General features: G+C 60.0%; 18 protein-coding genes. All 18 read left to right on the forward strand.

Going from position 1 to position 17,549, the window contains the following annotated elements:
- The first annotated feature begins 13 nt into the window (after positions 1 to 13).
- The 18 genes from tmk (at position 14) to ACQ4OE_RS12015 (ending at position 17,538) form a co-directional block, all read left to right on the forward strand.
- Positions 14 to 646, forward strand: a complete 633-nt coding sequence (tmk, locus tag ACQ4OE_RS11930) for a dTMP kinase (RefSeq protein WP_430946745.1) — start codon at positions 14 to 16, stop codon at positions 644 to 646.
- Complete coding sequence (locus ACQ4OE_RS11935; RefSeq protein ID WP_430946746.1) at positions 639 to 1,622, forward strand: DNA polymerase III subunit delta'; 984 nt, start codon at positions 639 to 641, stop codon at positions 1,620 to 1,622. Before tmk ends, ACQ4OE_RS11935 begins: the two co-directional genes overlap by 8 nt.
- A 42-nt stretch (positions 1,623 to 1,664) precedes the next feature.
- On the forward strand, positions 1,665 to 2,021 hold the full coding sequence (locus ACQ4OE_RS11940; protein ID WP_122592161.1) for a PilZ domain-containing protein: 357 nt from the start codon (positions 1,665 to 1,667) through the stop codon (positions 2,019 to 2,021).
- 15 nt (positions 2,022 to 2,036) lie between these two features.
- Positions 2,037 to 2,828, forward strand: coding sequence for a TatD family hydrolase (locus ACQ4OE_RS11945; RefSeq protein ID WP_122592159.1), 792 nt, complete (start codon positions 2,037 to 2,039; stop codon positions 2,826 to 2,828).
- A gap of 351 nt (positions 2,829 to 3,179) precedes the next feature.
- On the forward strand, positions 3,180 to 3,818 hold the full coding sequence (locus ACQ4OE_RS11950) for a TetR/AcrR family transcriptional regulator (protein WP_007908276.1): 639 nt from the start codon (positions 3,180 to 3,182) through the stop codon (positions 3,816 to 3,818).
- Positions 3,819 to 3,955: 137 nt separating this feature from the next.
- On the forward strand, positions 3,956 to 4,924 hold the full coding sequence (locus ACQ4OE_RS11955) for a GTP 3',8-cyclase MoaA (RefSeq protein WP_430946747.1): 969 nt from the start codon (positions 3,956 to 3,958) through the stop codon (positions 4,922 to 4,924).
- 169 nt (positions 4,925 to 5,093) lie between these two features.
- A complete protein-coding gene (locus tag ACQ4OE_RS11960) occupies positions 5,094 to 5,699 on the forward strand; it encodes a DUF4823 domain-containing protein (protein WP_122592155.1) in 606 nt (201 codons plus the stop codon).
- A 16-nt stretch (positions 5,700 to 5,715) separates the two neighbouring features.
- Entirely contained in the window at positions 5,716 to 6,276 is a 561-nt protein-coding gene (locus tag ACQ4OE_RS11965) for a DUF1285 domain-containing protein (protein ID WP_430946748.1), read from the forward strand.
- Positions 6,277 to 6,475: 199 nt separating this feature from the next.
- The gene (locus ACQ4OE_RS11970) at positions 6,476 to 7,192 is read left to right on the forward strand and encodes a FadR/GntR family transcriptional regulator (RefSeq protein ID WP_430946749.1); all 717 of its coding nucleotides are present in this window, start codon (positions 6,476 to 6,478) and stop codon (positions 7,190 to 7,192) included.
- Between the two features lie 69 nt (positions 7,193 to 7,261).
- Complete coding sequence (locus ACQ4OE_RS11975) at positions 7,262 to 8,137, forward strand: SMP-30/gluconolactonase/LRE family protein (RefSeq protein WP_430946750.1); 876 nt, start codon at positions 7,262 to 7,264, stop codon at positions 8,135 to 8,137.
- A gap of 271 nt (positions 8,138 to 8,408) precedes the next feature.
- Positions 8,409 to 9,227 (forward strand): SDR family oxidoreductase, encoded by an 819-nt coding sequence (locus ACQ4OE_RS11980; protein ID WP_430946751.1) that lies wholly within the window; start codon positions 8,409 to 8,411, stop codon positions 9,225 to 9,227.
- Between the two features lie 136 nt (positions 9,228 to 9,363).
- Positions 9,364 to 10,368, forward strand: a complete 1,005-nt coding sequence (locus ACQ4OE_RS11985; protein WP_008087257.1) for a substrate-binding domain-containing protein — start codon at positions 9,364 to 9,366, stop codon at positions 10,366 to 10,368.
- Between the two features lie 53 nt (positions 10,369 to 10,421).
- The gene (araG, locus tag ACQ4OE_RS11990) at positions 10,422 to 11,966 is read left to right on the forward strand and encodes an L-arabinose ABC transporter ATP-binding protein AraG (RefSeq protein ID WP_122592143.1); all 1,545 of its coding nucleotides are present in this window, start codon (positions 10,422 to 10,424) and stop codon (positions 11,964 to 11,966) included.
- A gap of 12 nt (positions 11,967 to 11,978) precedes the next feature.
- A complete protein-coding gene (gene araH / locus ACQ4OE_RS11995) occupies positions 11,979 to 12,947 on the forward strand; it encodes an L-arabinose ABC transporter permease AraH (protein ID WP_042704903.1) in 969 nt (322 codons plus the stop codon).
- Between the two features lie 280 nt (positions 12,948 to 13,227).
- Positions 13,228 to 13,941: a GntR family transcriptional regulator gene (locus ACQ4OE_RS12000; RefSeq protein WP_430946752.1), complete on the forward strand. Its 714-nt coding sequence runs from the start codon at positions 13,228 to 13,230 to the stop codon at positions 13,939 to 13,941.
- Positions 13,938 to 14,936, forward strand: a complete 999-nt coding sequence (locus ACQ4OE_RS12005) for an ADP-ribosylglycohydrolase family protein (RefSeq protein ID WP_430946753.1) — start codon at positions 13,938 to 13,940, stop codon at positions 14,934 to 14,936. The genes ACQ4OE_RS12000 and ACQ4OE_RS12005 overlap by 4 nt, the downstream gene beginning before the upstream one ends.
- 213 nt (positions 14,937 to 15,149) lie before the next feature.
- Positions 15,150 to 16,616 (forward strand): purine-cytosine permease family protein, encoded by a 1,467-nt coding sequence (locus ACQ4OE_RS12010; RefSeq protein ID WP_430946754.1) that lies wholly within the window; start codon positions 15,150 to 15,152, stop codon positions 16,614 to 16,616.
- Positions 16,609 to 17,538, forward strand: a complete 930-nt coding sequence (locus ACQ4OE_RS12015) for a PfkB family carbohydrate kinase (protein WP_430946755.1) — start codon at positions 16,609 to 16,611, stop codon at positions 17,536 to 17,538. The genes ACQ4OE_RS12010 and ACQ4OE_RS12015 overlap by 8 nt, the downstream gene beginning before the upstream one ends.
- The last annotated feature ends 11 nt before the right edge of the window (positions 17,539 to 17,549 follow it).

Below are 17,549 nucleotides of genomic sequence, written 5' to 3' on the forward strand. Positions count from 1 at the left end.
TTAAGGACTGCCTGTGACTGGCTTGTTTATTACCCTCGAAGGCCCGGAAGGGGCCGGCAAAAGTACCAACCGCGAATACCTCGCCGAGCGCCTGCGCGCCGCCGGTATCGAAGTGGTGCTGACCCGCGAGCCGGGCGGTACGCCACTGGCCGAGCGGATCCGCGACGTGCTGCTGGCCCCGGCCGACGAAGTCATGAACCCGGATGCCGAGCTGTTGCTGGTATTCGCTGCACGCGCCCAGCATTTGGCCGAAGTGATTCGCCCGGCATTGGCCCGTGGCGCGGTGGTGCTGTGTGACCGCTTCACTGATTCGACCTATGCCTATCAGGGCGGCGGTCGCGGTTTGTCGCTGGAACGCATCGCCACGCTGGAAACTTTCGTACAGGGTGATCTGCGTCCGGATCTGACACTGATTTTCGATCTGCCAGTGGAAATCGGTTTGGCCCGCGCCAGTGCCCGGGGTCGGCTGGATCGTTTCGAACTCGAAGGCCGGGCGTTTTTCGAAGCGGTGCGCAATGCGTTTCTCAAGCGCGCTGAAGCCGATCCTTCGCGCTATGTGCGCATTGATGCCGGTCAGCCCTTGGCCAAGGTTCAGCAATCGCTGGATACCCTGATTCCGAACTTGCTGGAGCTGGCCCGTGGCTGAGGCCTATCCGTGGCAAGACAGCCTCTGGCAGCAACTGGCCGGGCGCAAGCAGCACGCGCACGCCTATCTGCTGCATGGCCCGGCCGGCATCGGCAAGCGCGCCTTGGCTGAGCGTCTGATGGCGAGTCTGTTGTGCCAGCGTCCGACGCCAGAAGCGTGCGGCGAGTGCAAATCCTGCCTGCTGCTCAAGGCCGGCAGTCACCCGGATAACTACATCCTCGAACCGGAAGAAGCCGACAAGGCCATCAAGGTCGATCAGGTGCGTGATCTGGTCAGTTTCGTGGTGCAGACCGCGCAACTGGGCGGGCGCAAAGTGGTGCTGATCGAGCCGGTCGAGGCGATGAACATCAACGCCGCCAACGCCTTGCTGAAAAGCCTTGAAGAGCCGTCCGGCGATACGGTTTTGCTGTTGGTCAGCCATCAGACCAGCCGTTTGCTGCCGACGATCAAGAGCCGCTGCGTGCAGCAGGCCTGTCCATTGCCGGGCGAGGCGATGAGCCTGCAGTGGCTGGCTCAGGCGCTGCCGGACTGTTCCGAAGAAGATCGCGTCGAATTGCTGACGCTGGCCGCCGGTTCACCGTTGATGGCGGTGAGTCTGCAGTCCCAGGGCGTGCGTGAACAGCGTGCGCAAGTGGTCGAAGGCGTGAAGAAGTTGCTCAAGCAGCAGCAATCGCCGACGCAACTGGCTGAGGAATGGAAAACTATTCCTATGCTGCGTCTGTTCGACTGGTTCTGCGATTGGTCGAGCCTGATCCTGCGCTACCAACTGACCCAAGATGAAGCCGGCCTCGGTCTGACCGACATGCGCAAAGTGGTGCAGTATCTGGCGCAGAAGAGCGCCCAAGGCAAAGTCCTCGACATTCAGGACTGGATTCTCGCTCAGCGGCAGAAAGTCATGAGCAAAGCCAACCTCAATCCGGCGTTGCTGCTGGAAGCGCTGTTGGTGCAATGGGCGAGTTTGCCTGGCCAAAGATAAGAATGTGTACCTAGACTCTGAAGATCAGCAGTGGAGGTCAACATGAATGAACCCTTAAGCCCGGGGCCGCGCAACGGCATTCTGTCCCTGACCATCAAGGACAAGTCGGTGCTGTATGCCGCTTACATGCCGTTCATCAAGAACGGCGGCCTGTTCATCCCGACCAACAAGAGCTACAAGTTGGGCGACGAGGTGTTCATGCTGCTGCACTTGATGGACGAAGCGGAGAAGATTCCGGTCGCCGGCAAAGTCACCTGGATTACCCCCAAAGGTGCGCAAGGCAACCGCGCCGCCGGTGTCGGCGTGCAGTTCAACGACGGCGACAACACTGCGCGCAGTCGCATCGAAACCCATCTGGCCGGAGCGCTTAAGTCCGACCGTCCCACTCATACGATGTAAGTAGCCGTATTTTTTATGCTCGTAGATTCCCATTGTCACCTTGATCGCCTCGACCTCGCCGCCCATGACGGCTCGCTGGATGCCGCACTCGCTGCTGCACGTGAGCGCGGGGTAGGGCACTTTCTGTGCATCGGCGTGAGTGCCGATAACGCCGCCGACGTCAAAGCCCTGGCTGATCGTTACGACGACGTCGATTGTTCGGTCGGCGTGCATCCGCTCGATGTGCAACCGGGCGCGGCGCCTGCGCTGGATTGGCTGTTGCACGAACTCAATCACCCGAAGGTAGTGGCGATCGGTGAAACCGGTCTGGACTATCACTACGAGCCAGAAGCCGCCGAGCTACAGCAGGAATCTTTCCGACTGCACCTGCAAGCGGCGCAGCAGACTGGCAAACCGGTGATCATCCACACCCGTGGCGCCCGCGCCGATACCCTTGAGCTGTTGCGTGAAGCGGCGTTACCTCAGGCCGGTGTGCTGCATTGCTTCACCGAAGACTGGGACATGGCCAAGGCTGCGCTGGACATGGGCTATTACATTTCCCTGTCGGGGATTGTCACGTTCCGCAATGCCGATGCATTGCGCGATGTCGCGAGCAAGGTGCCGGCGGATCGCCTGCTGGTGGAAACCGATTCGCCATACCTGGCGCCGATTCCTTATCGTGGCAAGCCGAACCTGCCGCAATACGTGCGTGAAGTCGCGGAATTTCTGGCGATGCTGCGCGGTGAAAACTACGAGCGCTTTGCCGAACAGACCACCGAGAACTTCAAGCGTCTGTTTCCGCTGGCGAGTGTTAAATCTGCCCAGTAGCCGTTTGCCAAATCGCAGGCAAAAAAAACCCGGGTTCTGGGGGGTGAATCCGGGTTAAGACCATTAGGAGTAAAACAAAGGCACGCGGTCCGTTGGTACCTTTATCGGCGCGACACTTGGGGGAGATGTCGCCCGACAGTTCAAGTATTGATCAGTCTGGCGTGCAGTCCAGTAAGCCGGTCGGGGTTTTTAAACAAATTTGGAATACGTTTGCTTCAGTTGAGTTCTCATTGCGCCCAAAACGTTCTCAAAACGAACAAGAAACACAGATATGGTCGGATGATCCGTGCATTTTTGCGCAAGTTAGGCATAATACGCGGCTTCGAATTTTGACCCTTCAGACCTTTTCTTATGCACAAAGAACCTCGTAAGGTCCGTGAGTTTCGTCGCCGCGAGCAAGAAATTCTCGATACCGCGCTCAAGCTGTTCCTCGACCAAGGTGAAGACAGTGTCACCGTCGAGATGATTGCTGATGCCGTGGGTATCGGCAAAGGCACGATCTACAAACACTTCAAATCCAAGGCCGAGATCTATCTGCGCCTGATGCTCGATTACGAGCGGGATTTGAACGAGCTGCTGCATTCGGCCGATGTCGACAAGGACAAGGAAGCGCTGTCCCGCGCCTACTTCGAATTCCGCATGCGCGACCCGCAGCGCTATCGCTTGTTCGACCGCCTCGAAGAGAAGGTGGTCAAGGGCAATCAGGTCCCGGAAATGGTCGAGGAGCTGCACAAGATCCGTGCCTCGAACTTCGAACGCCTGACCTTGTTGATCAAGGGCCGCATCAGCGAAGGCAAGCTCGAAGACGTGCCGCCGTATTTCCATTACTGCGCATCCTGGGCGTTGGTGCACGGCGCTGTTGCGCTGTATCACTCGCCGTTCTGGAGCAATGTGCTGGAAGATCAGGAAGGTTTCTTCCAGTTCCTGATGGACATCGGCGTGCGCATGGGCAACAAGCGCAAGCGCGATCCGGAAACCCCAAGCAGCTGAACCATTCAGCCGCCTTATTGCGCCATGATTTCGCTACATGACGCAGTACCGCAGGAATATACTCAGGCATAGGGCTTGCTAAAACTTGATTTGTGAGTCAAGTTTTAGCGGCTCGAAATTCTTTCGCCGGAGTGATCATGATCGTTGACCGTCAAGGCAGGCGTTTTCGCAATTTGCGCATCAGCCTGACCTCAGCCTGCAATTACGCGTGTACCTACTGCGTGCCCAACGGCAAGCGGTTGGTGGCTGCGCAGGATGAACTGTCGGCCGAAGCCATGGCGCGTGGCGTGGCGTATCTGATCGAAGCCGCCGGCATCGAACGACTGCGCATCACGGGTGGCGAGCCGCTGGTCAGTCCTAAGCTCGAATCGTTCATGACTGCCGTCGGCAAGATGGGCCTGGAAGACATTAGCCTGACGACCAACGGCCAACTCCTCGCGAAAAAACTCCCGCTGCTGGTCGATGCCGGCCTGCGTCGGATCAACGTGTCTCTTGATACCCTTGATGCCAGTGCTTTCCGCAGCATCGCCCGTGGCGGTGATCTGGCCACCGTGCTCGATGGCATGGACCAAGCCGCAGCGGCGGGGATGAAGATCAAGGTCAATATGGTGCCGTTGCGCGGGCAGAATCTTGATCAAGTGATGCCGCTGCTGGATTACTGCCTGGAGCGCGGATACGAACTGCGCTTCATCGAGTTGATGCGCATGGGTCATCTGGCCAAGGACAACAATGCCTTCCTGCAACAGTTCGTCAGCCTGCAGCAGTTGCTGGAGCTGATTGGCGAGCGCTACGAATATGCGCAGACCGATGCGCCCGTGGACGCTACCGCCGTGCGCTACGCGATTCCGGGAATGGGCAACTTCGGCGTGATCGCCAATGAAAGCGTGCCGTTTTGCCGGACGTGCTCGCGCCTGCGCTTGTCGTCGACCGGTTGGCTGCACGGTTGCCTGTCGTCGAGCAACCGCCACTATGTCGGTGATCTCCTCGACAAGCCGCGCCATGAGGCGTTGCCGGCGCTCCAGCGTTTGTTGGTCAAGGCGTTGGGGGACAAGCAGGAAGTGGCATTTTCGGGCGGTGCCACCGTCATGAAGATCATCGGCGGCTGAAAAACCGCTTTCGCGAGCAGGCTCGCTCCCACCTTGGAATGCATCCCCCTGTGGGAGCGAGCCTGCTCGCGAATACGATTTAACCAACAACGAAAAAACAGAGCTGGCGCAAAAGCTGCATCCCATGGCCATTCGCCGGTTTTCCGTCACCGGCCTCTGGAGGAATAGGATGCGTAGCCTGGTTTTGCTGCTGGCCGTTTTGGCGCTTGGCGGCTGTATGACTGTCAGCGATATGGCCGAAGGCACTCGCTATCAAATGAGCGATGCAGGGCTGCTGGATCACAGCGACAGCCGTCGCGTAAACAATTTCCGCATTCAGCCGGACTCGTTCATCTACATCGCCCAAGGCGCGTTCGCACCGCCGGGCGGTTCTTACCCGCGCCCTAACGTCGTCGCCGAAGAAGCCTTCAAAGGGTTCGTCGAATACTTCCCGATGGTCCGCCGCGCCCGTGCGCCGGAAGGCCTCGATCAAGCGATGGGCGAAGCTCGCGACGCCGGCGCGCACTATCTGCTCTACACCCGTTTCGCCAAGGCTGACGACCGCATCGGCAACTCCGATGAGTGGCTCGATCAAGAAGCCGTGGATCGCCTCGGCATCGACGGCGGCGTGATTCAGATCATGTTGATCGAGACCAACACCCAATATTTGATTGATACTGCACGCATCAAGAGTCGTGGCGGTTTACTGACGTTCCACGACAGCAAGCCAGAAGACCTGATCGGCCCGCCGCTGGCACAGTACGCGCGCAGCCTGTTGGGAGTCGGCGACCAATAATTCAAAGGAGAACACCATGAGTGGCCCGCAAAAAGCCAATGACCTGTTGGGACAGATCCCCAAAACCAAAGGCTTGCCGCCGGTGCACTTGTGGAACCCAGACTTCTGCGGCGACATCGACATGCGCATCGCCCGCGACGGCACCTGGTATTACCTGGGCACACCGATCGGGCGCAAGCCGATGGTCAAATTGTTCTCGACGATCATCCGCCGCGATGGCGATGATTATTTCCTGATCACCCCGGTCGAGAAGGTCGGGATCAAGGTCGACGATGCGCCGTTTGTGGCGATTGCCGTTGAGGTTGAAGGTGAAGGGGAGGCGCAGTTGTTGCGCTTCACCACCAACGTTGAAGAAACCGCTGAGGCTGGATCTGAGCATCCGATCCGCGTCGAGATCGATCCGCAAACGCAAGAGCCCGCGCCTTACGTGCATGTGCGCACCAACCTTGAAGCGTTGATCCACCGCAATGTGTTCTACCAACTGGTGGAACTGGCGGTGAGCCGTGAGATCGATGGCCAGCGCTGGTTGGGCGTTTGGAGCGGCGGCGAGTTCTTTCGCATCGGCCTCGAACCCTGATTAATACCCATCCCTGAGTGTGGGAGCGAGCCTGCTCGCGAAAGCGGTCTGTCAGTCGATGCTTAGGCTGACTGATCCACCGCTTTCGCGGGCAGGCTCGCTCCCACATTGGTTGTGTGGATCACCTGAAATTCCCGATTGACTGTTATTCGTATGATGATTAGCTTGATCACCCATCGCGATCCGCTTTGAGGTGTCCATGTCCAGCAGCTTTCACGCATCCACCGTCGACTGGCTGGGCAGCTGGATCGCCGCTGGCCAGGTCAAACCGGGGCAGACCATCAAGGTCGAGGCCGATCTGGGCGAACAGCTCGGGGTCAGCCGCACCGTCATCCGCGAAGCGATCAAAACCCTCGTCGCCAAAGGCATGCTCGAAGTCGGGCCGAAAGTTGGCACCCGCGTATTGCCGGTGCGCCGCTGGAACCTGTTCGATCCGCAAGTCGTCGGTTGGCTGTCGCGTAATGGCTTGCCGGAAAACTTCGTCGATGACCTGCTCGACCTGCGCCGCACCATCGAACCGATGGCCGTGCGCTGGGCGTGCGAGCGGGCCACGCTGGAACAGATCGAGGCGGTGCAACTGGCCTACAACGCCCTTGAGCGCGCGGTGGACTGCGATGCCGATTACAACCGCGCAGACCAGTTCTTCCACGAATGCATTCTCGCCGCCAGCCACAATCAGTTCATCGAACAAATGGTCCCGGCCCTCGGCGCGTTGCTGGCGGTGTCGTTCGAAGTCTCCGCCGCCGACCCCGATGAACTGCGCCGCACATTACCCATCCACAAAGACATGGCTGATGCCATCGCCGCCCGGGATTCCGCGCGGGGCGTATGGGCGTGCATGACCTTGATCGACAACGCCGATCTGGCGATCAAACGTTTTTACCCGAAGGTCATGGCCGACAAAAAAGCCGGTTAATACAAATTTCCCTGTGGGAGCGAGCAGGCTCACTCCCACATTTAAAACAACAAGATCCAAGGAGTTTCCATGACGTGGACCGCCCTGACCCAACACCGCGCCCAACTCGGTGAAGGCCCGTTCTGGGATGCGCCGACCCAGGCGTTGTACTGGGTCGACATTGCCGGCAAACAAGCCTTGCGCCTGATCGGCCAGAATGTGCAGATCTGGCAAATGCCCGAGCACGTTTCCGCGTTCATCCCCTGCAACAGCGGCGACGCGCTGGTGACACTGACTAGCGGCGTCTACCGCCTCGATCTCGACTCGCCCGGCCTCGCACCGCGCCTGACGCTGTTCTGCGTCGCTGACCCGCAGCCCGGCAATCGCCCCAACGAAGCGCGCTGCGATGGCCAAGGTCGGCTGTGGCTCGGCACCATGCAAAACAACATCGGCGAGCAGGGCGAAGATCTGCCGATCACTCGTCGCTCCGGCGGCTTGTTCCGGGTCGATCCGGACAAGCGCGTCACGCCCTTGCTGCGTGGCCTGGGGATTCCCAACACGCTGCTGTGGAGCGATGACGGCGCCACGCTGCTGTTCGGCGACAGCATGGACAGCACACTGCATCGCTACTTCATTCACACCGACGGCAATCTCGATGCCGCACAAGTCTGGTACGGCCCCGACCAGCAGGGCGGCCCGGACGGTTCGGCGATGGACGCCGAAGGCTATGTGTGGAATGCCCGTTGGGACGGCAGTTGCTTGTTGCGCCTGACGCCTGAAGGCAAGGTCGATCGCAAAATCGATCTTCCGGTCAGTCGTCCAACCAGTTGCGTGTTCGGTGGCGATGACCTCAAAACCCTGTTCATCACCAGCGCTCAGAGCCCGCTTAGCCATCCTTTGGACGGTGCTGTGCTGTCGATGCGGGTTGATGTTGCAGGAAAACTCTGTACGCGATTTGCTGGATAGATCCCAAAATATGGGATGCAAAATTATATATTGAGATTATTTGGCGGTCGGGTTTATAGTCGGCTCCAGCAGTAACACGCACTCACACTTAAAAAGAACAAAACAGGTGAAGTGATGCAGCGAATTTCCACCGCACTCTCATGCGGAGTCCGCGTCTCGCAACGGCTCGATGCCGTCAGCGACGCCTGCCTGTTTTGTTCCCCACGCATTCCGAGCCGGACATCGTCAGATGCCCGGTTTTTTTGCGCCGGCGAAACAGGAGTCCTGATCCATGGCTGAGCCTCTTTCCCTGCCGTCGGTGCCCGCACCGCCGAAGGGCGAGCGTCTGAAAAACAAGGTTGTGCTGCTAACCGGCGCCGCGCAAGGCATCGGTGAAGCGATCGTGGCTGCGTTTGCCTCGCAGCAAGCGAAACTGCTGATCAGCGATATTCAGGCCGAAAAGGTTGAGAAGGTTGCCGCCCATTGGCGTGAGCAAGGCTATGACGTGCAGGCGCTCAAGGCCGATGTCTCGCGCCAGCACGATCTGCACGCGATGGCCAGACGCGCCGTTGAGCTGCACGGGCGTATCGATGTGCTGGTCAACTGCGCCGGGGTCAACGTATTCCGCGATCCATTGGAAATGACCGAAGAAGACTGGCATCGCTGCTTCGCCATCGATCTGGATGGCGCCTGGTTCGGCTGCAAAGCCGTGCTGCCGCAGATGATCGAGCAGGGCGTCGGCAGCATCATCAACATCGCTTCGACCCACTCCAGCCACATCATTCCCGGTTGCTTCCCGTACCCGGTGGCCAAACACGGTTTGCTTGGTCTGACTCGCGCCCTCGGCATCGAGTACGCCGCGAAAGGCATTCGCGTCAACGCCATCGCGCCGGGATACATCGAAACGCAATTGAACGTCGACTACTGGAACGGTTTCGCCGACCCGCACGCCGAGCGTCAGCGCGCCTTCGATCTGCACCCGCCGAAACGCATCGGCCAGCCGCTGGAAGTGGCGATGACTGCGGTGTTTCTGGCCAGTGATGAAGCACCGTTTATCAACGCGTCATGCATCACCATCGATGGTGGCCGCTCGGTGATGTACCACGACTGAGCGCTGCAGCTTTCACGCGGATAGATCCGGGTGAAATCCAATCATCATACGATATGACTATTTTCAACAGGCTTTGCAGGAACACGCTTTAACGCTTTTCAAACATTGCTCAAAAAAAATAACAAGGAGTCAGCTTATGAAACGTCGTTTCGGGATTCGTACCCTGTGCACTACCGCCCTGGCGGTCACTGCGTTCAGCCTGAGCAGTTCGCTGCTCGCTGCCGACACCGTGAAAATCGGTTTTCTGGTCAAGCAGGCTGAAGAGCCATGGTTCCAGACCGAGTGGGCCTTCGCCGAGAAAGCCGCCAAGGACAAGGGCTTCGAACTGATCAAGATCGCTGTGCCGGACGGTGAGAAAACCCTCTCGGCCATCGACAGCCTTGCCGCCAACGGCGCCAAGGGTTTTGTGATTTGCCCGCCGGACGTCTCGCTCGGCCCGGCGATCATGGCCAAAGCCAAACTCAATGACCTCAAAGTGATTGCCGTCGATGACCGTTTCGTCGACGCCAACGGCAAGTTCATGGAAGACGTGCCGTACCTCGGCATGGCCGCTTTCGAAGTTGGCCAGAAGCAGGGCAACGCGATGGTCGCCGAAGCGAAAAAGCGTAACTGGGACTGGAAAGACACCTACGCGGTGGTCAACACCTACAACGAACTCGACACCGGCAAGAAGCGCACTGACGGCTCGGTGAAATCCCTCGAAGACGCTGGGATGCCGAAAGATCACATCCTCTTCGCCGCACTGAAAACCCTCGACGTACCGGGCAGCATGGACGCCACGAACTCGGCGTTGGTGAAACTGCCAAGCGCGGCGAAAAACCTGATCATCGGCGGCATGAACGACAACACCGTGCTTGGCGGCGTGCGCGCCACCGAAGCCGCCGGTTTTGCCGCGACCAACGTGATCGGCATCGGCATCAATGGCACCGACGCCATCGGCGAACTGAAAAAGCCTAACAGCGGCTTCTTCGGCTCGATGCTGCCAAGTCCGCACATCGAAGGCTACAAGACCGCCGAGATGATGTACGAGTGGGTCACCACCGGCAAAGAACCGCCGAAGTACACCGCGATGGACGACGTCACCCTGATCACCCGCGAAAACTTCAAGCAAGAGCTGGAAAAAATCGGCTTGTGGAACTGATGCAGCGACGGCCCGGGCAGCCGGGCCGTTTTTCGGTGTGAAGAGGTGGCTTTATGCACGCGCAAGTACAGACACAACAACACAGCTCCAGCGGCAGCCTGCGCTTCAACGGGATCGGCAAAACCTTTCCCGGCGTGAAGGCGCTGGACGCCATCAGTTTCGTCGCGCATCCGGGGCAGGTTCACGCCTTGATGGGCGAGAACGGCGCCGGCAAATCGACCCTGCTGAAAATCCTCGGCGGCGCCTACATCCCGAGCAGCGGCGAGTTGCAGATCGGCGAGCAGACCATGGCGTTCAAGTCGACGGCTGACAGCATCGGCAGCGGCGTCGCGGTGATTCACCAGGAGCTGCATCTGGTCCCGGAAATGACCGTCGCCGAAAACCTGTTTCTCGGCCATCTGCCGGCCAGTTTCGGTTTGATCAATCGCAGCACACTGCGTCAGCAAGCGTTGAATTGCCTCAAAGGTCTGGCCGATGAAATCGACCCTCAGACCAAAGTCGGACGCTTGTCGCTCGGCCAGCGGCAATTGGTGGAAATCGCCAAAGCGCTGTCGCGCGGCGCTCACGTCATCGCTTTCGACGAGCCGACCAGCAGTCTTTCGGCGCGCGAGATTGACCGCTTGATGGCGATCATCGGGCGCCTGCGTGACGAGGGCAAAGTGGTGCTCTACGTCTCCCATCGCATGGAAGAAGTGTTCCGCATCTGCGACGCGGTGACGGTGTTCAAGGACGGTCGCTACGTGCGCACCTTCGACGACATGAGCCAGCTGACCCACGATCAACTGGTGACCTGCATGGTCGGTCGCGACATTCAGGACATCTACGATTATCGCCATCGTCCACGCGGCGCCGTGGCGCTGAAGGTCGATGGATTGCTCGGCCCGGGCCTGCGCGAGCCGATCAGTTTCGAAGCGCACAAAGGTGAAATTCTCGGCCTGTTCGGATTGGTTGGGGCAGGGCGCACCGAGCTGTTTCGTCTGCTCAGTGGTTTAGAGCGCAACACCGCCGGACGCCTCGAACTGCGCGGTCATGAGTTGAAATTGCGCTCGCCACGGGATGCGATTGCTGCCGGGATTTTGCTCTGTCCGGAAGATCGCAAGAAGGAAGGCATCATCCCGCTGGCCAGCGTTGCCGAGAACATCAACATCAGTGCGCGTGGCGCGCATTCGAGTCTCGGTTGCCTGATTCGTGGTCTGTGGGAAAAGGGCAACGCCGACAAACAGATCAAAGCGCTGAAAGTGAAAACTCCGCACGCTGGCCAGCAGATCAAATTTCTTTCCGGCGGCAATCAGCAGAAGGCCATTCTCGGCCGTTGGCTGTCGATGCCGATGAAAGTCTTGCTGCTCGACGAGCCGACGCGCGGCATCGACATCGGCGCCAAAGCGGAGATTTACCAGATCATCCACAACCTCGCCGCCGAGGGCATTTCGGTGATCGTGGTGTCCAGCGACCTGATGGAAGTAATGGGCATTTCCGACCGCATTCTGGTGCTCTGCGAAGGCGCCCTGCGCGGCGAAATCAGCCGCGATCAGGCCAATGAATCCAACCTGCTGCAACTGGCTTTGCCGCGCCACCGCGCTGACGGCGTGGCGAACTGAGAGGTGACTATGATGACAACCCAAAACGAAACCCTGCCCAAAGAGCGCAAACCGCTGGACATGCGCCGCTTCCTGGATGACTGGGTCATGCTGCTAGCAGCGATCGGCATTTTCATTGCCTGCACGCTGTTGATCGACAACTTCCTCTCGCCGCTGAACATGCGTGGCCTGGGCTTGGCTATTTCCACCACCGGGATTGCCGCGTGCACGATGTTGTACTGCCTGGCGTCGGGGCACTTCGATTTGTCGGTGGGCTCGGTGATTGCCTGCGCCGGCGTGGTCGCGGCTGTGGTGATGCGCGACACCAACAGCGTGTTTCTCGGTGTCAGTGCGGCGTTGGTGATGGGCCTGATTGTCGGGCTGATCAACGGGATTGTGATCGCCAAGTTGCGGGTCAATGCGTTGATCACGACGTTGGCGACCATGCAGATCGTTCGCGGCCTGGCGTACATTTTTGCCAATGGCAAAGCGGTAGGCGTGTCGCAGGAATCGTTCTTCGTGTTTGGGAACGGCCAGTTGTTTGGCGTGCCGGTGCCGATCCTGATCACGATCGTGTGCTTTCTGTTTTTCGGCTGGCTGCTGAATTACACCACCTACGGGCGCAACACCATGGCCATCGGTGGTAACCAGGAAGCGGCGTTGCTCGCGGGCGTCAACGTTGACCGCACCAAGATCATTATCTTTGCCGTGCACGGCGTGATTGGTGCGCTTGCGGGTGTGATTCTGGCGTCGCGCATGACCTCGGGGCAGCCGATGATTGGCCAGGGTTTTGAGCTGACGGTGATTTCAGCTTGCGTGCTGGGCGGGGTGTCGTTGAGCGGCGGGATCGGCATGATCCGGCATGTGATTGCCGGGGTGTTGATTCTGGCGATTATTGAGAATGCGATGAACCTGAAGAATATCGATACCTTCTACCAGTACGTGATTCGTGGATCGATCCTGTTGCTCGCCGTCGTCATCGACCGCCTCAAACAACGCTAAGATCAAGAGCCCCTCATCGGAACGCCGCCCGCCCAGCCCTCTCCCAGAGGGAGAGGGAGCCGACCGAGTGGTCTTGCGTGATACATCGACCTGAAAGATTGTGTCGATTATGGATTCAGCAAGGCGCTTTCAAGTCGGCGAACCTCCTGAGCATCCCCCATCCAGTCCCCTCTCCCTCCGGGAGAGGGTTAGGGTGAGGGTGCTTTTGACCTTCAACCTTCCGTCACTTCCCCTAAATTTCCCTTGCCCGCCCGAACCCGTTTCGGTTATCACTTTGTACATGATTAGACAGGTACGATTTGACAAGAAACAACGGGTGGTCGACGAGCTCGTCCGGCGCATCGAAAGCGGCCTCATGGAGGACGGCTTTCTGTTGCCCGGCGAACATCAGTTGGCTGAAGAATTCAAGGTCAGCCGGGGCACGCTGCGCGAAGCGCTGGCCGAACTGAAACGGCGCAAATACATCGCCACGCAAAGCGGCGTCGGTTCGATCGTCACCTTCGACGGTGTCGCGCTCGACCAACGCAGCGGCTGGGCGCAAGCCTTGGCTGACAGCGGGGCGATGATTCATACCGAAGTGCTGCGTCTGGAAGCCGTGACCCGGCCCGATCTGCTGTCGCGTTTCGGCACCGACCAATTCATTACCCTCGACCGCCGCCGTCGTTCCAATGAAGGCACGCTGGTCTCCCTCGAACGCTCTTTGATGCCGGCCACCGGCGGCCTGGAAAGCCTGCCGCGTGTCGGTCTGATCGACAATTCCCTGACCATCACCCTGGCCGCCTACGGTTACGTCGGCGAGCGCGGCGATCAATGGATCGGCGCTGAACCGCTGAATGCCGAAGACGCCGAACTGCTCGGCCGCCCGGAAGGCACGGTGTTCCTCAAAGCCCTGCGCACCACCTACGACCGGCAGAACCGTTTCATGGAGCTGGTCGAAAGCCTGCTCGACCCGGTGCATTTCCGTTTGCACCTGCAATTTGGAGAATCGAAATGACCGCGCTCAACCGTGCCCTCGGTGCGTTTTATGGCCTGGCCCTCGGTGATGCGCTGGGCATGCCGACGCAATCGCTGAACCGCGAAACCATCAAGACCCGGTTCGGCACCATCACCGATCTGCAGGACGCCGGTCCGCTGCAACCGATCGCCGCGAACATGCCCAAAGGTTCGATCACCGACGACACCGAGCAGGCGATTCTGGTGGGTGAGTTGCTGGTCGAAGGCAAGGGCCACATCGAACCGGCCATCCTCGCGCAACGCCTGATTGCGTGGGAAGCCGCGATGCAGGCCAAGGGTTCGCAAGACTTGCTCGGCCCCTCGACCAAGCGCGCCATCGAAATGATCCTCGCCGGTCATTCGCCGGAGGAAGCCGGGCGCTACGGCACCACCAACGGCGCGGCGATGCGTATCACGCCGGTCGGGATTGCGGCGGACGTGACCGACCCCGAGCGCTTTATTGCCGCGGTGGTGCAGGCCTGCCAAGTGACGCACAACACCACGCTGGGCATTTCCAGCGCGGCGGCGGTGGCGGCGGTGGTGTCTGCCGGCATCAATGGCGTGGACTTGGGCGAGGCGCTCAACCTCGGCCAGCACATCGCTCAGCAAGCGGAAGCGCATGGTCACTGGGTCGCCGGTGGCCGCATCGGTTCGCGCATCAGTTGGGCGCGCAGCATCAGCGTCGACAGTGACAAAGCGTTGCTCGCCGATCTGCTCTACGACGTGATCGGTACATCGGTGGCGTCGCAGGAATCGGTGGTGGTCTCGTTCGCGTTGGCGCAGCAAGTGGCCGTCGGTGAGATGAGTGCGTTCGATGCGCTGTGCATGGCGGCGAGTCTGGGCGGCGACACTGACACCATCGCGGCGATTCTCGGGGCGATGCTGGGGGCCTGCCTGGGTCTTGAGTGTTGGCCTGCCGAGATGATCGAGACAGTGAAAACCGTCAACGATCTGGAGCTTGAACCGTTGGTGCAGGGGCTGTTGGCTTTGCGCTGACAGGGCTGACGCTTTCGCGAGCTGGCTCGCTCCCACAGGGGGTATGTGAACGCCACAAATCCAGTGTGGGAGCGAGCCTGCTCGCGAAGGCCGCACCGCAAATCTTGAATATTCACCCGCAATGGATCGCGCAGACAGGCCCGGGACGGCCGCGATGTCTTGTCATTCTGCGTCATTGCCACAACCACAAAAAAGGCAAACAGGAGCACCTTCATGAGTCCATCAAACGCCGGGCAAAGCGCCGGGCAACTGGAAACCCGCGGCATCGAACCGGTGCCGGAAGCCGAGTGCAACGGTCATCCGCTGCAACTGTTCTGGGTCTGGTTCGCCGCCAACATTTCCATCCTCGGTCTGCCGCTGGGCGCCACGCTGGTGGCGTTTCGTGGCCTGGCGATCTGGCAGGCAATCATCGTCGCGATCATCGGCGCCGCCGGTTCGTTTGCGGTTGTCGGGATCATCTCGATTGCCGGCCGTCGTGGCCGCGCGCCGAGCCTGACGTTGTCACGCGCGATCTTCGGCGTACGCGGCAACATTGGCCCGACGCTGGTCTCGCTGATGTCGCGTCTGGGCTGGGAAACCGTCAACACCACCACCGCCGCGTTCGTTTTGCTGTCGCTGTGCTCGATCCTGTTTGGCTCGCCGGTTGAAGCGAAAAGCGCACCGGTGCTGACCCTTATCTTCATCGCGATTTTCGTCCTGCTGACCTTGTCGGTGTCCGGTCTCGGTCACGCCACATTGCTGGTGATACAGAAGTGGGCGACCTACGTGTTCGGCGCACTGAATATTCTGGTCGGTGGCTTCCTCTGCGCGACCATCGACTGGAGCGCGGTGTTCAACGCCACGCCCGCGCCGATGAGCGCAATGATCATCGGCATCGGCACCATGGCCGCCGGCACCGGCATCGGTTGGGCCAACGCTGGCGCCGACATGTCGCGCTATCAGCATCGCAGCGTCAAAGCTGTGCGTCTGGTTGCGTCCGCTGCATTCGGCGCGGGTATTCCGCTGGTGCTGCTGATCACCCTCGGCGGCTTGCTCTCGGTCGGTAATAACGATCTGGCCTCGGCGACTGACCCGATCGTGGCGATCCGCGACATGCTGCCAACGTGGATGGCTGTGCCATACCTGATCACTGCTTTCGGTGGCTTGCTTCTGTCGAACAACCTGTCGGTGTACTCCGCCGGTTTGACCACGCTGACGCTCGGTCTGAAGGTCAAACGGGTTTACGCCGTGGTGGTCGACATCGTGGCGATCTTCGCTGGTTCGATTTACTTCATGCTGATCGCCGACAGTTTCTACGGCCCGTTCATCACCTTCATTTCCCTGCTGGCGGTGCCGATCACCGCGTGGGTCGGGATCTTCGTGGTCGACCTGATTCACCGTCACTACTACAGCCCGACAGACCTGCTCGACGTCAGCCCGAGCAGTGCTTACTGGTATCGCGGTGGCATCGAGTGGCGTGCATTCGGCGCGTGGGCGATTGCCATCGTGCTCGGTTTTAGCTTCACCACCATCGGCACGACTGCCGAGAACGTCTGGTTCAAAGGCTTCCTCTCCGACTCGTGGCTGGGCCACAACGGCCTTGGCTGGATCGTGACCTTCGTGGTCGCCGGTGGCATTTACTTCGTCCTCGGCGGGGCGAAAGATCGCCGCGCCGCGCCAAGCGAGAATGCTCATGCCTAAGATGTTGCACACCGGCCAGGTCATCATCGACCTGGTCATGGCCGTGGATAAACTGCCGCAGATTGGCGGTGACGTGCTGGCGCAGTCGGCCGGTTTCGAAGCGGGCGGCGGTTTCAATGTGATGGCGGCGGCGGTGCGTAACGGCCTGCCGGTGGTCTATCTCGGTCGACATGGCAGCGGGCGTTTCGGTGATCTGGCGCGGCAGGCGATGAACGCCGAGGGAATTCACATCGGCATCACCGAACCCGCGCAGAAGGACACCGGTTTATGTGTGGCGCTGACCGATGCGTCGGCCGAGCGCAGTTTCATTTCCTACATCGGCGCTGAAGGCGAGGTGACCGAGGACGATCTGAACAGCGTCACGGTGGAGGCGGGCGACTACGTTTATCTGAGCGGCTATAGCCTGTTGCACGAGGGCAAGGCGCAGGCGTTGCTCGACTGGACGCTGGCGTTGCCGGACTCGGTCAACGTGGTGTTCGATCCGGGCCCGCTGGTGGAATCGCCGGAGTCGCCGATGATGCAAGCGCTGCTGCCGCGCATCGATGTGTGGACGAGCAACAGTGTTGAGGCGTTGCGATTTACCGGGTCTGAAGACATTGCTGTGGCGCTGGATCGTCTTGCCGAGCATCTGCCCAAAGACGTGCTGATGGTGGTGCGTGACGGGCCGCAGGGTTGCTGGATTCATCAAGGTGCTGAGCGTCGGCATGTGCCGGGGTTTGCCGTGAAAGCGGTGGACAGCAATGGCGCTGGCGATGCCCATGCCGGGGTGTTCGTCGCGGGGCTGGCGCAGGGTTTGACGGCGCATGAAGCCGCGCGGCGGGCAAATGCGGCGGCGGCTATCGCAGTGACACGCTGGGGGCCGGCGACATCGCCGGGGGCGGCCGAAGTGGATGCGTTTATCCGCGAGTCCGGCGGCGCCTGATCATCTGCTAT

Source organism: Pseudomonas sp. WC2, assembly GCF_050586545.1.
In the GTDB taxonomy this organism is placed as follows: domain Bacteria; phylum Pseudomonadota; class Gammaproteobacteria; order Pseudomonadales; family Pseudomonadaceae; genus Aquipseudomonas.

Bases quoted from the DNA above. Each gene is read 5' to 3' on its own strand.
- ACQ4OE_RS11940 (WP_122592161.1), top strand. From the start codon at position 1,665: ATGAATGAACCCTTAAGCCCGGGGCCGCGCAACGGCATTCTGTCCCTG.
- ACQ4OE_RS11945 (WP_122592159.1), top strand. From the start codon at position 2,037: ATGCTCGTAGATTCCCATTGTCACCTTGATCGCCTCGACCTCGCCGCC.
- ACQ4OE_RS11950 (WP_007908276.1), top strand. From the start codon at position 3,180: ATGCACAAAGAACCTCGTAAGGTCCGTGAGTTTCGTCGCCGCGAGCAA.
- ACQ4OE_RS11955 (WP_430946747.1), top strand. From the start codon at position 3,956: ATGATCGTTGACCGTCAAGGCAGGCGTTTTCGCAATTTGCGCATCAGC.
- ACQ4OE_RS11960 (WP_122592155.1), top strand. From the start codon at position 5,094: ATGCGTAGCCTGGTTTTGCTGCTGGCCGTTTTGGCGCTTGGCGGCTGT.
- ACQ4OE_RS11965 (WP_430946748.1), top strand. From the start codon at position 5,716: ATGAGTGGCCCGCAAAAAGCCAATGACCTGTTGGGACAGATCCCCAAA.
- ACQ4OE_RS11970 (WP_430946749.1), top strand. From the start codon at position 6,476: ATGTCCAGCAGCTTTCACGCATCCACCGTCGACTGGCTGGGCAGCTGG.
- ACQ4OE_RS11975 (WP_430946750.1), top strand. From the start codon at position 7,262: ATGACGTGGACCGCCCTGACCCAACACCGCGCCCAACTCGGTGAAGGC.
- ACQ4OE_RS11980 (WP_430946751.1), top strand. From the start codon at position 8,409: ATGGCTGAGCCTCTTTCCCTGCCGTCGGTGCCCGCACCGCCGAAGGGC.
- ACQ4OE_RS11985 (WP_008087257.1), top strand. From the start codon at position 9,364: ATGAAACGTCGTTTCGGGATTCGTACCCTGTGCACTACCGCCCTGGCG.
- araG (WP_122592143.1), top strand. From the start codon at position 10,422: ATGCACGCGCAAGTACAGACACAACAACACAGCTCCAGCGGCAGCCTG.
- araH (WP_042704903.1), top strand. From the start codon at position 11,979: ATGACAACCCAAAACGAAACCCTGCCCAAAGAGCGCAAACCGCTGGAC.
- ACQ4OE_RS12000 (WP_430946752.1), top strand. From the start codon at position 13,228: ATGATTAGACAGGTACGATTTGACAAGAAACAACGGGTGGTCGACGAG.
- ACQ4OE_RS12005 (WP_430946753.1), top strand. From the start codon at position 13,938: ATGACCGCGCTCAACCGTGCCCTCGGTGCGTTTTATGGCCTGGCCCTC.
- ACQ4OE_RS12010 (WP_430946754.1), top strand. From the start codon at position 15,150: ATGAGTCCATCAAACGCCGGGCAAAGCGCCGGGCAACTGGAAACCCGC.
- ACQ4OE_RS12015 (WP_430946755.1), top strand. From the start codon at position 16,609: ATGCCTAAGATGTTGCACACCGGCCAGGTCATCATCGACCTGGTCATG.